9 protein-coding genes and 1 riboswitch are annotated in these 14,133 nt (G+C 74.2%); of the genes, 5 read left to right on the plus strand and 4 right to left on the minus strand.

Annotated elements, in window-relative coordinates:
* Positions 1-22 precede the first annotated feature (22 nt).
* Positions 23-3,676, minus strand: a complete 3,654-nt coding sequence (gene cobN, locus IG84_RS0119505; RefSeq protein ID WP_051862002.1) for a cobaltochelatase subunit CobN — start codon at positions 3,674-3,676, stop codon at positions 23-25.
* An 89-nt stretch (positions 3,677-3,765) separates the two neighbouring features.
* A riboswitch (cobalamin riboswitch) is annotated at positions 3,766-3,841 on the minus strand.
* A 103-nt stretch (positions 3,842-3,944) separates the two neighbouring features.
* Between cobN and cobG the strand changes: the two genes are divergently transcribed.
* From cobG to IG84_RS0119520, 3 genes are read left to right on the plus strand one after another with little or no spacing between them, the layout of a single operon-like run.
* Positions 3,945-5,399: a precorrin-3B synthase gene (gene cobG, locus IG84_RS0119510; RefSeq protein ID WP_037800586.1), complete on the plus strand. Its 1,455-nt coding sequence runs from the start codon at positions 3,945-3,947 to the stop codon at positions 5,397-5,399.
* Between the two features lie 4 nt (positions 5,400-5,403).
* Positions 5,404-6,051: a precorrin-8X methylmutase gene (locus IG84_RS0119515; RefSeq protein ID WP_031058734.1), complete on the plus strand. Its 648-nt coding sequence runs from the start codon at positions 5,404-5,406 to the stop codon at positions 6,049-6,051.
* Positions 6,048-7,577, plus strand: coding sequence for a precorrin-2 C(20)-methyltransferase (locus tag IG84_RS0119520; RefSeq protein WP_031058737.1), 1,530 nt, complete (start codon positions 6,048-6,050; stop codon positions 7,575-7,577). The genes IG84_RS0119515 and IG84_RS0119520 overlap by 4 nt, the downstream gene beginning before the upstream one ends.
* A gap of 144 nt (positions 7,578-7,721) precedes the next feature.
* Here the strand turns inward: IG84_RS0119520 and IG84_RS0119525 are convergent, their stop codons facing one another.
* A complete protein-coding gene (locus IG84_RS0119525; RefSeq protein WP_031058739.1) occupies positions 7,722-8,504 on the minus strand; it encodes a cobalt-precorrin-6A reductase in 783 nt (260 codons plus the stop codon).
* 11 nt (positions 8,505-8,515) lie between these two features.
* On the opposite strand from IG84_RS0119525, the gene IG84_RS0119530 reads away from it, so the two are divergent.
* Positions 8,516-9,670: a cobalt-precorrin-5B (C(1))-methyltransferase gene (locus IG84_RS0119530; RefSeq protein WP_031058743.1), complete on the plus strand. Its 1,155-nt coding sequence runs from the start codon at positions 8,516-8,518 to the stop codon at positions 9,668-9,670.
* A 22-nt stretch (positions 9,671-9,692) separates the two neighbouring features.
* On the opposite strand, the gene cobM is transcribed toward IG84_RS0119530, so the two are convergent.
* Positions 9,693-10,442 (minus strand): precorrin-4 C(11)-methyltransferase, encoded by a 750-nt coding sequence (gene cobM / locus IG84_RS0119535; RefSeq protein ID WP_031058745.1) that lies wholly within the window; start codon positions 10,440-10,442, stop codon positions 9,693-9,695.
* Positions 10,439-11,773 carry a precorrin-6y C5,15-methyltransferase (decarboxylating) subunit CbiE gene (cbiE, locus tag IG84_RS0119540; RefSeq protein WP_078649053.1) on the minus strand — a complete coding sequence of 445 codons (1,335 nt, stop codon included), beginning with the start codon at positions 11,771-11,773 and terminating at the stop codon, positions 10,439-10,441. The genes cobM and cbiE overlap by 4 nt, the downstream gene beginning before the upstream one ends.
* A gap of 354 nt (positions 11,774-12,127) precedes the next feature.
* Between cbiE and IG84_RS0119545 the strand changes: the two genes are divergently transcribed.
* Positions 12,128-13,930: a S9 family peptidase gene (locus IG84_RS0119545; RefSeq protein ID WP_031058750.1), complete on the plus strand. Its 1,803-nt coding sequence runs from the start codon at positions 12,128-12,130 to the stop codon at positions 13,928-13,930.
* Positions 13,931-14,133: the final 203 nt, after the last annotated feature.

Below are 14,133 nucleotides of genomic sequence, written 5' to 3' on the forward strand. Positions count from 1 at the left end.
GGCCGGGCGCGGTCCGCGTCCGTCAGCCGTCGCCCTCGAGCTCGCCCTCCGTCTCCAGGAAGATCTCGCGGAGCGCCTCGATCGCGGCCGGGTCAGGCTCGGCCCACATGCCGCGCGACTCCGCTTCCAGGAGCCGCTCGGCGATGCCGTGCAGCGCCCAGGGGTTGGCCTCCTGGAGGAACGCGCGGTTCTCCGGGTCCAGCACGTACGCCTGGGTGAGCTTGTCGTACATCCAGTCGGCGACCACGCCGGTGGTGGCGTCGTACCCGAACAGGTAGTCGACCGTCGCGGCGAGTTCGAAGGCGCCCTTGTAGCCGTGGCGGCGCATCGCCTCGATCCACTTGGGGTTCACGACCCTCGCCCTGAAGACGCGCGAGGTCTCCTCCACGAGGGTGCGCGTGCGCACCGTCTCAGGGCGGGTGGAGTCGCCGATGTACGCCTCCGGGGCCGTGCCCTTCAGCGCGCGCACGGTGGCCACCATGCCGCCGTGGTACTGGAAGTAGTCGTCGGAGTCCGCGATGTCGTGCTCGCGGGTGTCGGTGTTCTTCGCGGCGACGGCGATGCGCTTGTAGGCCGTCTCCATCTCCTCGCGGGCCGAACAGCCGTCCAGGCCGCGGCCGTACGCGTAGCCGCCCCACACCGTGTAGACCTCCGCGAGGTCCGCGTCGGTGCGCCAGTCGCGGGAGTCGATGAGCTGGAGCAGGCCCGCGCCGTACGTGCCCGGGCGGGACCCGAAGATACGCGTCGTGGCGCGGCGCTCGTCACCGTGCTCGGCCAGGTCGGCCTGGGCGTGCGCGCGTACGAAGTTCTGCTCGGCGGGCTCGTCCAGCCCGGCGACCAGGCGCACCGCGTCGTCCAGCAGGCCGATGGTGTGCGGGAAGGCGTCCCGGAAGAAGCCGGAGATGCGCAGGGTGACGTCGATACGCGGACGGCCCAGCTCGTCGAGCGGGATGGGCTCCAGGCCGGTCACGCGGCGCGAGGCGTCGTCCCAGACGGGACGGACGCCGAGCAGCGCGAGCGCCTCTGCCACGTCGTCGCCCGCGGTGCGCATCGCGCTCGTGCCCCAGAGGGACAGGCCGACGGAGGTGGGCCAGTCACCGTTGTCCGACTTGTACCGCTCCAGCAGCGAGTCGGCGAGCGCCTGGCCGGTCTCCCACGCGAGGCGGGACGGTACGGCCTTCGGGTCGACCGAGTAGAAGTTGCGGCCGGTCGGCAGGACGTTGACCAGGCCGCGCAGCGGGGAGCCGGACGGGCCCGCCGGTACGAAGCCGCCCTTGAGAGCGTGCACGACGTGGTCCAGCTCGGCCGTGGTGCCGGCGAGGCGCGGGACGACCTCGCGGGCGGCGAAGTCGAGGATGTCCGCGACCTGCTGGGAGTGTCCGGCGGCCACGGTGGCCACGGCCTCCGGGTCCCAGCCCGCGTCCTCCATCGCCTGTACGAGGGTGCGCGCCTGCTCCTCGGCCGCGTCCGCGGTCGTACGGGTCGCCGCGGACTCGTCCAGGCCCAGCGCCTCGCGCAGGCCGGGAAGGGCGGACGTACCGCCCCAGATCTGCCGGGCGCGCAGGATGGCGAGGACCAGGTCGACGCGCGGGGCGCCGGTCGGCGCGCCGCCGAGTACGTGCAGGCCGTCGCGGATCTGGGCGTCCTTGACCTCGCACAGCCAGCCGTCGACGTGCAGCAGGAAGTCGTCGAAGCCGTCGTCGTCCGGGCGGTCCTCCAGGCCCAGGTCGTGGTCGAGCCTGGCGGCCTGGATGAGCGTCCAGATCTGCGCGCGGATGGCGGGCAGCTTGGCCGGGTCCATGGAGGAGATCTGCGCGTACTCGTCGAGCAGCTGCTCCAGGCGCGCGATGTCGCCGTAGGAGTCGGCGCGGGCCATCGGCGGGACGAGGTGGTCGACGAGGGTGGCGTGGACGCGGCGCTTGGCCTGGGTGCCCTCGCCCGGGTCGTTGACCAGGAACGGGTAGATGAGGGGCAGGTCGCCGAGGGCCGCGTCCGGGCCGCAGGCGGCGGACAGGCCCGCGTTCTTGCCCGGCAGCCACTCCAGGTTGCCGTGCTTGCCCAGGTGGATCATCGCGTCCGCGCCGAAGCCGCCGTCCTCGGCAGCGGCGGCGATCCAGCGGTAGGCCGCCAAGTAGTGGTGCGAGGGCGGCAGATCGGGGTCGTGGTAGATCGCGATCGGGTTCTCGCCGAAGCCGCGCGGCGGCTGGATGAGGATCAGCAGATTGCCGCGGCGCAGGGCCGCCAGCACGATGTCGCCCTCGGGGTTGCGGCTGCGGTCGAGGAACATCTCGCCGGGCGCCGGGCCCCAGTGCTCCTCGACGGACTTGCGCAGCTCGGCGGGGAGCGTCGCGTACCAGCGCTTGTAGTCGGCGGCCGGGATGCGGACGGGGTTGCGGGCGAGCTGCTCCTCGGTGAGCCAGTCCTGGTCGTGGCCGCCGGCCTCGATGAGCGCGCGGATCAGCTCGTCGCCGTCGCCGGAAACCAGACCGGGGATCTCCTCCTCGGGCCCGAAGTCGTAGCCCTCCGCACGGAGGCGGCGCAGCAGTTCGACGGCGGAAGCGGGGGTGTCCAGGCCGACCGCGTTGCCGATGCGGGAGTGCTTGGTCGGGTATGCGGACAGTACGAGCGCCACACGCTTGTCGGCGGGCGCGATGTGGCGCAGCCGGGCGTGACGTACGGCGATGCCGGCGACGCGCGCCGCCCGCTCGGGGTCGGCGACGTATGCCGGGAGGCCGTCCTCGTCGATCTCCTTGAAGGAGAACGGCACGGTGATCAGGCGGCCGTCGAACTCGGGCACGGCAATCTGGCTGGCCGCGTCCAGCGGCGAGACGCCCTCGTCGTTCTCCTCCCAGTCACTGCGCGAGGAAGTCAGGCAGAGCGCCTGCAGGACCGGTACGTCCAGCCCGGTGAGGGCGCCCGCGTCCCAGGACTCGTCGTCGCCGCCGGCCGAGGCCGTCGCGGGCTTGGTGCCGCCTGCCGCGAGGACCGTGGTGACGATCACGTCGGCGGCGCGCAGCGCGTCGATCAGCTCGGGCTCGGGGGCGCGCAGGGAGGCGACGTACAGCGGCATCGGGCGTGCGCCCGCGTCCTCGATGGCGCCGCACAGGGCGTCCACGAAGGCGGTGTTCCCGCTCATGTGGTGGGCGCGGTAGTAGAGCACCGCGACGGTGGGCGCGTCAGTGCTCGTGGCGGCGTCCGTACGGGGCGTGCGCTCCAGCGGGCCCCAGGAGGGCGCGGCGGCGGGCGGCTCGAAGCCGTGGCCGGTCAGCAGCACGGTGTCGGAGAGGAAGCGGGCGAGCTGCTCCAGGTTGGCCGGGCCGCCGTGCGCGAGGTAGGCGTGCGCCTCGGCGGCGATGCCGACCGGGACGGTCGAGGCGGCCATGAGCTGCGCGTCGGGAGCCTGTTCGCCGGTGAGCACGACGACCGGGCGGCCGTCGGCGAGGAGCTGGTCCAGGCCCTCCTGCCAGGCGCGGATGCCGCCGAGGAGGCGTACGACGACCAGGTCGCAGCCGTCCAGCAGGGCGGGCAGCTCTTCGAGGTCCAGCCGGGAGGGGTTGGCGAAGCGGTAGCCGACGGGGCCGCTCGCCGCGCGGGCGCTCAGCAGGTCCGTGTCGGAGGTCGACAGGAGCAGGATCCGGCGGGTCTCGGGGTTCGGCTCCCCGGAGGAGTGCAGCATGCGGCGTCGGGCCTTCCTCGGGGTCCGCGCCCCGGGCGGTGTCGGAATGGATTTCCCCTGCTCGCGCAGGACCGAGAACGGGGGAAAGGGAGTTCCTGGCTCACCCGGCCGCTGGGGCCGGGCTCACAGTGGCGGGACCGCGCCGGATTCGCACCGGGCTTCCTCCCCTGTCGCCGTCGCCGGCGATGGTGACGGACCGGATGGCCCGCCGTGAGCATAGTAAGGGCCACTCCCGGAGCGTGGGGCGGACGCCCGGGGCGGGATCGGTATGCTCGCCGCCATGCCCACGGCGACCAACCCTCCACCTCGGGACGAACCTCCCATATCGGTTCGCCTTGACGCCTGCCCGGGCACTTTGCGGCTGCATATGGCGGACGACGGTGCACTGGCCCGCGTCCGGGTACCCGGCGGCGTACTGACCGCCGCTCAGGCGGCCGCGCTGGCCGATGCGGCGGTCCGCCTCGGGGATGGCGCGCTGCACCTCACCTCGCGCGGGAATGTGCAATTGCGCGGCCTGGACGGCGACTGCGGCGCGGCCCTGGCGGGCCTGCTCGACGCGGCCGGACTGCTGCCCTCGTACCGCCACGAGCGGGTACGCAACATCGTCGCCTCGCCACTGTCCGGCCTCGACGGCGCCGGGCACGGGGACGTACGCCCCTGGTTGGGCGCCCTGGACGGCCTGTTGTGCGCGAGTGAGGCCGCGACCGCGCTCTCGGGGCGCTTCCTGTTCGCACTGGACGACGGGCGCGGGGATGTCGCTTCGCTGGGCGCGGATGTGACATTGATCGCCTCTGGTGCGGCGGGCGCTGCTTCTGGTGACGCTGCCTCTGGTCCTGTGGAGGGCGCTGCTTCCAGTAGCGCTGCCTCCGGCCCTGTGGAGGGCGCTGCTTCTGGTGGCGCGGTGCTGCACATCGGGGGCGCGGGCGGCGCCCTTCGGGTGCGCGGCACCGACGCCCCTCGGGCCGCGCTGGTGGCGGCCGAGGTCTTCCTGGACACGGCGGCGGAGAGCCGGTCCCGCGCCTGGCGGGTGAGCGATCTGCCGGACGGTACCGAGGAGTTGGTACGCGAGACGGCACGACGGCTGGACGCGGCGGGCATCGGCTGCACGTATGCGGCGGGGACCTCGCTGCCTACGGGGGCGGCGCCTGCCCCCGGAGTGGTCAGCGGCCCCGACGGCCATCGGGCGCTGTCCGTCCTCGCCCCCCTGGGGACGCTGACCGCCGCACAGTGGCGGCTGCTGGCCGAGGTGGCCCGCGCGGACGGTGCCGGTGAAGTACGGCTCACCCCGTGGCGCGGCGTGGTCGTCCCCGGGCTGGACCACGCGGCCGCCGACGCCCGGCTGGGCGACCTGGCGGCGGCCGGCCTGATCACCGACCCCGCCTCCCCCTGGCACGGCGTCGGCGCCTGCATCGGCCGCCCCGGCTGCGCCAAGTCCCTTGCGGACGTACGGGCCGATGCCGCCACCGCACTCGGCACGGGCGGCGGACTGCCCGTGTACTGGTCGGGCTGCGCGCGCCGCTGCGGCCACCCGCAGGGCGACTGGGTGGACGTGGTCGCCGAACAGGACGGCTACCGCGTCTCCGTACGCGGCACCTCCCCCGAGGGACCGCCGCCCGCCACCGTGACCGAGCCCACTCCCCCGACGGCACCCGCCGCACTCGCCGCCGCCGTAGCGTCAGCACGTACGGCGACGGCCTGCACCCACACCCCTCTGACGCAGTGACGAGATGAGCGAGAGCACCGTGTTCGACTACGAGAAGGACGGGGCGGAGATCTACCGCCAGTCCTTTGCCACCATCCGCGCGGAGGCGGACCTCGCGGGGCTGCCCGCGGACGTCTCCCAGGTCGCGGTCCGGATGATCCACGCCTGCGGCATGACCGATCTCGTCCGCGACCTCGCCTTCAGCCCGCAGGTCATCGGCCGGGCCCGGGCCGCGCTGGAGGCGGGCGCGCCGGTGCTGTGCGACGCGCAGATGGTCGCCAGCGGGGTCACCCGCAAGCGGCTGCCCGCCGACAACTCCGTGGTGTGCACCCTCTCGGAGCCGGGCGTGCCCGAACTGGCCGAGAAGCTGGGCACCACGCGCAGCGCCGCCGCGCTGGAGCTCTGGCGCGACCGGGGCCTGCTGGAGGGCTCGGTGGTGGCCGTGGGCAACGCGCCGACCGCCCTGTTCCGGCTGCTGGAGATGGTCGCGGAGGGCGCGCCGCGCCCCGCGGCCGTCCTCGGCATACCGGTGGGCTTCATCGGCGCGGCCGAGTCGAAGGACGCCCTCGCGGCGAACACGCTGGGCCTGGACTACCTGGTGGTGCGGGGCCGTCGCGGCGGCAGCGCGATGGCCGCGTCCGCCGTCAACGCGATTGCGAGCACCGCGGAATGAGCACCCCCACGGAGAGCGGCGCCGTCGAGAGCACCCAGAACACCGGGAAGTTGTACGGGGTCGGGCTGGGCCCCGGCGACCCGTCCCTGATGACCCTGCGGGCCGTCCAGGCCATCGCGGAGGCGGATGTGGTGGCGTACCACAGCGCCCGGCACGGCCGGTCCCGCGCCCGGGCGATCGCCGAGCCGCATCTGCGCCCCGATCACATCGAGGAGCTGCTGCGTTACCCGGTGACGGTCGAGACGACGGACCACCCCGGCGGCTACCGGGGCGCGCTGAACGACTTCTACGAGGAGGCCGCGGCCCGGCTGGCGGCGCACCTCGACGCGGGCCGTACGGTCGCCGTGCTCGCCGAGGGCGACCCGCTCTTCTACGGCTCGTACCAGCACATGCACAAGCGGCTCGCGCACCGCTACCCCACCGAGGTGGTCCCCGGGATCACCTCGGTCAGCGCGGCCGCGGCCCGGCTCGGTGAGCCGCTCGTCGAGGCCGAGGAAACGCTGACGATCGTGCCGGGCACGCTGCCCGAGGACGAGCTGACGGCCCGGCTGGCCGCCGCCGACTCGGCGGTCGTGATGAAGCTCGGCCGTACCTTCCCGACCGTGCGCCGCGCCCTGGAGCGCACGGGCCGGCTGGCGGACGCGCGGTACGTGGAGCGGGCGTACATGGAGGGCGAGCGCACGGCGGCGCTGGCGGACGTGGACCCGGATTCGGTGCCGTACTTCTCGGTGGCCGTGCTGCCGTCGCGTGTGGACACCGGGCCCGCGGTCCCGGAGACCGGCGAGGTGACGGTCGTCGGCACCGGCCCTGCCGGGGCTCCCTGGCTGACGCCCGAGTCGCGCGGCGCCCTCGACAACGCCACCGACCTGGTCGGCTACACGACCTACCTGGACCGGGTGCCGGTCAGGGCCGGGCAGGAGCGGCACGGCTCGGACAACAAGGTCGAGTCCGAGCGCGCCGAGTTCGCGCTGGACCTGGCGCGGCGGGGACGGCGGGTGGCCGTGGTCTCCGGCGGCGATCCCGGCGTCTTCGCGATGGCCACCGCCGTGCTGGAGGTGGCGGCGCAGGAGGCGTACGCGGACGTGCCCGTACGGGTGCTGCCGGGGGTGACCGCGGCCAACGCGGCCGCCGCCCGCGCCGGCGCCCCGCTGGGCCACGACTACGCCACGATCTCGCTCTCGGACCGGCTCAAGCCGTGGGAGGTGATCGCCGAGCGGCTGCGCGCGGCGGCCGCCGCCGACCTGGTGCTCGCCCTGTACAACCCCGGTTCGCGCAGCCGTACGTGGCAGGTCGGCAAGGCCCGCGAGCTGCTCCTCGAACACCGCGCGCCGGACACCCCGGTCATCCTGGGCCGCGACATCGGCGGCCCGGAGGAGAGCGTCCGCGTCGTACGGCTGGCCGACCTGGACCCGGCCGAGGTCGACATGCGCACCCTCCTGATCGTCGGCTCCTCGCAGACGCAGACCGTACGGCGCGAGAACGGCGAGCAGATCGTCTGGACGCCGCGACGGTACCCGGAGGACTGAGGCGAGCTTCGGGGACGGCGGCTGTCCTTCAAGGGCAGCGGCTGTCCTTCGGGGGCAGCGGCTGTCCTTCGGGGGCGACGGCCGTCCTTCAAGGGCAGCGGCTGTCCTTCGGGGACGGTCTCTTCCGGGGCTGCGGTCCCGGGGTCACGCCTCCGTACGGAACGGGCCGCCCAGGTGCTCTGCCAGCCAGCGGACGGCCTCTTCCGGACCGTCCGCGACGGGGACGCCGGCCGGGACCGCCGGGCGGCGGACGACGACCACCGGGACGCCGGCCTCACGGGCGGCCGTGAGCTTGGGCGCGGTGGCCGCTCCCCCGCTGTCCTTGGTGACCACGACGTCGATCCGGTGCTCGCGCAGCAGCGTCCGCTCGCCCTCCAGGGTGAACGGGCCGCGGTCGAGCAGCACCTCCATGCGCGGCGGGCACGGGCTCTCGGGCGCGTCCACGGACCGCATGAGGAACCACAGGTCCGCGAGGTCCGCGAAGGCGGCCAGGCCCATCCGGCCCGTGGTGAGGAAGATCCGCCGGCCCAGTTCCGGGAGGAGCGCGGCGGCCTCCTGGAGCGACCCGGCCGAGTGCCAGTCGTCGCCGTCCCCGGGGACCCAGCCGGGCCGGCGCAGCGCCAGCAGGGGAACATGGGCCATGTCCGCGGCCGTCGCCGCGTTGAAACTGATCGTTCCGGCGAAAGGATGGGTGGCGTCGATGAGCACGTCCACCTGGTGCGCGCGCAGCCACTGGGCGAGCCCCTGCGCACCCCCGAAGCCGCCGATGCGGACCTCGCCCGGCGGCAGCACGGGGCGGGCGACACGGCCCGCGAGGGAGGTCGTCACGCGTACGTCGCCGGCCTGCGGGCCGTCGGCCAGCGCCGCGGCGAGACGGCGGGCCTCCGTCGTCCCGCCGAGTATCAGTACGTGCGTCGCGGCGTGCATCGGAACCTTCCATGAGTGAGGCGAGTGGCGGGCGCAGCGCCCAACTCAAGCACACCGGTCTGCGGCCCGGCTGGACGACCGGCGCCTGCGCGACGGCGGCGGCCACCGCCGCGTACACCGCGCTGCTGACCGGCGACTTCCCCGACCCGGTGACGATCACGCTGCCCAAGGGCCAGACCCCGGCCTTCGCGCTCGCGGTGGAGGAGCTGGCCGATGACGGGCCCGGGGAGGCGCCTGGAGAGCCGTCGGGCAGGCGCGCGACGGCGGGTGTGGTCAAGGACGCGGGCGACGACCCCGACGTCACGCACGGCGCGCTGGTCCGCGTCACCGTCCGTGCCCTGCCGCCCGGCTCCGGCGTGGTCTTCAAGGCCGGACCGGGCGTGGGGACGGTGACCCGCCCCGGGCTCCCCCTGGACGTCGGCGAGCCGGCCATCAACCCGGTACCGCGCCAGATGATGCGCGACCACCTGGCGCAGGTCGCCGCGCGCCACGGGAGCAGCGAGGCGGACGTCGAGCTCACCGTCTCGGTGGATCACGGCGAGGAGATCGCCCGCTCCACCTGGAACCCGCGGCTCGGCATCCTGGGCGGCCTGTCCATCCTCGGGACGACCGGCATCGTCGTGCCGTACTCGTGCTCGGCCTGGATCGACTCGATCCGGCGCGGCGTGGACGTGGCCAGGGCGGCCGGCCGTACGCACGTGGCCGGGTGCACCGGCTCGACGTCCGAGAAGACGGTGGTGGCCGAGTACGGCCTGCCCGAGGACGCCCTCCTGGACATGGGCGACTTCGCGGGCGCGGTACTGAAGTACATCCGCCGGCACCCGGTCGAGCGGCTCACGATCTGCGGCGGCTTCGCCAAGCTCTCCAAGCTGGCCGCGGGCCACCTGGACCTGCACTCCGCGCGCTCCCAGGTCGACAAGGGCTTCCTCGCCGGGCTGGCCCGGCAGGGCGGCGCGGACGAGGCGCTGGCCGCGGAGGTCGCGGCCGCCAACACCGGCCTCGCCGCGCTCCAGCTGTGCGCGGCCGCCGGGGTCCCGCTGGGCGACCTGGTGGCGGCCACCGCCCGCGATCAGGCCCTCGAAGTGCTGCGCGGCGCACCCGTAGCGGTCGACGTCATCTGCATCGACCGCGCGGGCAACGTGGTGGGGCGCAGTACGGTGCGCTGACGTACGGTGCGCCGCGCCGGTCTCAGCACACGTGGCGGTCGCGCTCCGCCGAGTACAGGTGGCTGTCCCGGAACTGCTCGGCGCCCAGCGTGCGGCCGACGATGATGACGGCGGTACGGACGATGCCCGCCGCCTTCACCTGGTCCGCGATGTCCTCCAGGGTGCCGCGCAGCACCAGCTCGTCGGGGCGGCTGGCCATCGCGACGACCGCGGCCGGGCAGTCGGCCCCGTAGTGCGGCAGCAGCTCTTCGACGACCCGGTCCGCGTACCGGGCGGCGAGGTGCAGCACCAGAAGGGCGCCGCTGCGCCCCAGGGTGGCCAGGTCCTCGCCCTCGGGCATCGCGGTCGCCTGCTGCGCGATACGGGTGAGGATGACCGTCTGGCCGACCGTGGGCACGGTCAGCTCCCGCTTGAGCGCCGCGGCGGCCGCCGCGAACGCCGGGACGCCGGGCACCACCTCGTAGGGCACACTGGCGGCGTCCAGCCGCCGCATCTGCTCGGCGACCGCGGAGAAGACCGACGGGTCACCGGAGTGCAGCCGGGCCACGTCGTGCCCGGCCTCGTGCGCGCTGATCACCTCGGCGGTGATCTCGTCGAGGTTGAGCTGCGCGGTGTCCACCAGCCGGGCGTCCGGCGGGCATTCGGCGAGCAGTTCACGGGGTACGAGACTGCCCGCGTACAGGCAGACCTGGCAGGCGGCGAGCGTCCGGGCACCGCGCACCGTGATCAGGTCGGCGGCACCGGGGCCCGCGCCGATGAAGTACACGGTCATCTGTCGTCTCCTGAGGGTGCGTCGTAGTCGTCGGTGCCTTCGGGGCGGCCGTCGTCCTGAGAACAGCCGTCGCTTCGGGGGTCCTTGCGCACGGCCCACTGGGTGACCGGCATGGCCTGCCGCCACCCAGTGAAGCCGCCCACCGGTACGGCGTGCGCCACGGCCAGTCGTACCAGCTCGCCGCCGTGCTTCCGGTACCAGTCGGCGAGCAGCGCCTCGGACTCCAGCGTCACGGTGTTGGCCACCAGCCGGCCGCCGGGCGGCAGCGCGTCCCAGCAGGCCGCGAGCAGCCCGGGGCTGGTCAGTCCGCCGCCGATGAAGACCGCGTCCGGTACCGGCAGGTCGGACAGGGCGTCCGGGGCCGGGCCGGTGACGACCCGCAGCGCCGGTACGCCGAGCCGGTCGGCGTTGCGCCCGATGCGCTCCGCCCGTACGGGGTCGCGCTCGACACAGACGGCACGGCAGGAACGGTGGGTCCGCATCCACTCGATGGCGATCGATCCGGAGCCGCCGCCGATGTCCCACATCAGCTCGCCTGGGGCCGGCGCGAGCGCCCCGAGGGTGGCGGCGCGCACGTGCCGCTTGGTCAGCTGCCCGTCGTGCTCGTACGCGTCGTCGGGCAGTCCCGGTACCGCGCCGAGGCGCAGCGCGTCCGGGGCGCGGCGGCACTCCAGGGCGATGATGTTCAGCGCGTCCCCGGGCGGGTGCGGCCAGTCCTCGGCGGTGCCGGCCAGGACGCGCTCCCGCTCACCGCCGAGCTGTTCGAGCACCCGCATCCCGCTCGGCCCGAAGCCCTGTTCTTCCAGCAGCCGGGCGACCTCGGCGGGGGTACCGGGGCCCGCGCTGAGGACGAGCAGCCGCCGGCCGTCGTGCAGGGCGGCGGACAGCTGCGCCGCCGGCCGCCCGACGAGCGTGACCACCTCGGTCTCCTCCACAGGCCAGCCCAGCCGGGCGCAGGCGTAGGAGACGGAGGAGGGGTGCGGCATGATGCGCAGCGCGTCGGTGCCGACGGCCCCGTCGCCGAGTACTTCGGTGAGCGTCCGTCCGATGCCGTAGAACATGGGGTCGCCGCTGGCCAGCACCGCGACCTTCTGCCCGGCGTGCGCCGCGAGCAGCCCGGGCACGGCGGGCCGCAGCGGCGACGGCCAGGCCACCCGCCGCCCCGCGCACTCGGCGGGAAGCAGGTCGAGTTGGCGCGGCCCGCCGATGACGACGTCCGCGTCGCGCAGCACGGTCTGCGAGGCGGACGGGATACCGCCCCACCCGTCCGCTCCGATCCCGACGACGGTCACGGCCGGTGGCGTGGGGGGTGGGGACGTGGCGGGGGTCACAGCCGGCTACCTCGGAGGTCGAGCGGGTTCGGAGCCGCACTCTACTGGCAGCACGCGACGACCCGGCGGCCGCCTCCTGACGGCACCGCGCACGGAACGCTGAGGGCACCGCCGAGCGGATCGCCGACGGCGTGCGGACGGGTCACCGACGGCATCGCGAACGGATCACTGACGGCACGCGGACGGACCGCCGACCGCACCGCGAACGGACTCCTGACGCCCCCGCGGAAGAATCGATGGCGGCGCCACGGACGGTACTGCCGACCACACCGCTGACATGCTCGTGGCGAAAGTTTTCCACAGGCGAGCGGGCGGCCCGACGCGATATGCCTCGCCGGGCGCAGAATGGATCGCATGACTGACGAGACCACTGCCATCACCGAGTCCATGCCGGACTGGGAGAAGCGCTTCCGGGCCCCGCGCGTCGGCCTTCCCGAGTGGGCCGAGGACGCCCCCGCGCGCTCCCTGTTCGTGTCCAACGCCACCGGCACCTTCGAGCTGTACGCGTGGGACCGGGCCAGTGGTGCGCAGCGCCAGGTCACGGACCGGCCGAACGGCACGACGGACGGCACGCTCACGCCCGACGGCGAGTCGATCTGGTGGTTCTCGGACACCGACGGCGACGAGTTCGGCATCTGGATGCGCCAGCCGTTCGGCGGCGGCGAGGACGAGCCGGCCGCGCCCGGCCTCGCCCCCTCCTACCCCGGCGGGCTCGCCCTCGGCCGCGACGGCACGGCCGTCATCGGCCGCTCCACCGACGAGGAGGGCTCGACGATCCATATCGTCCGCCCCGGCCAGGACCCGGTGGAGATCTACCGCCACCGCGAGTCGGCCGGCGTCGGCGCCCTCTCCCACGACGGCTCGCTGATCGCCGTCGAGCACACCGAGCACGGTGACGCGATGCACTCCGCGATCCGCGTCGTGCGCCCCGACGGCTCCACCGTCGCCGAGCTGGACGACACCAAGGGCGGCACCGAGGAGCTGGGCCTGTCGGTGATGGGCTTCGCGCCCGTCGACGGCGACGCCCGGCTGCTGGTCGGACACCAGCGCCGCGGCCGCTGGGAGCCGATGATCTGGAATCCGCTGACCGGCGAGGAGACCGCGCTCGCCATAGAGCTGCCCGGCGACGTCGGCGCCGACTGGTACCCGGACGGCTCGGCCCTGCTGGTGGAGCACGAGTTCCAGGCCCGCGGCGAGCTGTGGAAGTACGTCCCCGAGGACGGCGAGCTGACCCGCGTCGAGACCCCGACGGGCACGGTCTCCGGTGCCACGGCCCGCCCCGACGGCACGGTGGAGTTCCTGTGGTCCTCCGCGGCGCAGCCCCCGGAGGTGCGCTCCACGAGCGGCGCGGTCGTGCTCGACCCGCCCGGCATGAAGGCCCCGGGCTCCGTCCCGGTGACCGACACCTGGGTCGAGGGCCCCGGCGGCCGCATCCACGCCCTGATCCAGAAGCCGGCCGGTGACGGCCCGTTCCCGACCGTCTTCGACATCCATGGCGGCCCGACCTGGCACGACAGCGACGCCTTCGCCTCGGCGCCGGCCGCCTGGGTGGACCACGGCTTCGCGGTCGTGCGGGTCAACTACCGGGGTTCGACGGGTTACGGCCGGGAGTGGACGGACGCGCTCAAGCACCGCGTCGGCCTGATCGAGCTGGAGGACATCGCCGCGGTCCGCGACTGGGCGGTGGAGTCCGGCCTCGCCGACCCGCGCAAGCTGGTGCTCTCCGGCGGCTCCTGGGGCGGGTACCTCACCCTCCTCGGCCTCGGCACCCAGCCGGAGTCCTGGGCCCTGGGCCTGGCCGCGGTCCCCGTCGCGGACTACGTCACGGCGTACCACGACGAGATGGAGGCGCTGAAGGCGATGGACCGCACGCTGCTCGGCGGCACGCCGGAGGAGGTGCCGGAGCGGTTCGAGGCGTCGTCCCCGCTGACGTACGTCGACGCGGTCCGCGCGCCGGTCTACATCTCCGCGGGGGTGAACGACCCTCGCTGCCCGATCCGCCAGGTGGAGAACTACGTCGACCGCCTCAAGGCCCGCAACCACCCGCACGAGGTCTACCGCTACGACGCGGGCCACGGCTCCCTGGTGGTGGAGGAGCGCATCAAGCAACTCCGCCTGGAACTGGACTTCGCCCGCCGCCATCTGGGGGACGTATGACCAACGCGTGAGACGAGGCGGGAGGACGCACTGCCCCGGCCTGGCCGATTACGGCACGGGGGCGGGCCCGGGCGGGGGCGGTCCGGTCCCGCGTTGGGCCGGGCCTGGGTGGGCGGGCATGCGCCTGCGCCCGTGCCTTGTCCTGCGTACCTACAACTGAGTGGAGGTGGGGAGGGGGTGGGGCCTGTCTCTTATACACATCT

It is taken from the genome of Streptomyces ochraceiscleroticus (assembly GCF_000720485.1).
In the GTDB taxonomy this organism is placed as follows: Bacteria; Actinomycetota; Actinomycetes; order Streptomycetales; family Streptomycetaceae; genus Streptomyces; species Streptomyces ochraceiscleroticus.

What these genes read in the sequence shown, in the direction of transcription:
- IG84_RS0119545 (WP_031058750.1), top strand. Translation starts at nt 12,128, where the DNA reads ATGACTGACGAGACCACTGCCATCACCGAGTCCATGCCGGACTGGGAG.
- cobN (WP_051862002.1), bottom strand. Translation starts at nt 3,676, where the DNA reads ATGCTGCACTCCTCCGGGGAGCCGAACCCCGAGACCCGCCGGATCCTG.
- cobG (WP_037800586.1), top strand. Translation starts at nt 3,945, where the DNA reads ATGCTCGCCGCCATGCCCACGGCGACCAACCCTCCACCTCGGGACGAA.
- IG84_RS0119525 (WP_031058739.1), bottom strand. Translation starts at nt 8,504, where the DNA reads ATGCACGCCGCGACGCACGTACTGATACTCGGCGGGACGACGGAGGCC.
- IG84_RS0119530 (WP_031058743.1), top strand. Translation starts at nt 8,516, where the DNA reads ATGAGTGAGGCGAGTGGCGGGCGCAGCGCCCAACTCAAGCACACCGGT.
- cobM (WP_031058745.1), bottom strand. Translation starts at nt 10,442, where the DNA reads ATGACCGTGTACTTCATCGGCGCGGGCCCCGGTGCCGCCGACCTGATC.
- IG84_RS0119520 (WP_031058737.1), top strand. Translation starts at nt 6,048, where the DNA reads ATGAGCACCCCCACGGAGAGCGGCGCCGTCGAGAGCACCCAGAACACC.
- IG84_RS0119515 (WP_031058734.1), top strand. Translation starts at nt 5,404, where the DNA reads ATGAGCGAGAGCACCGTGTTCGACTACGAGAAGGACGGGGCGGAGATC.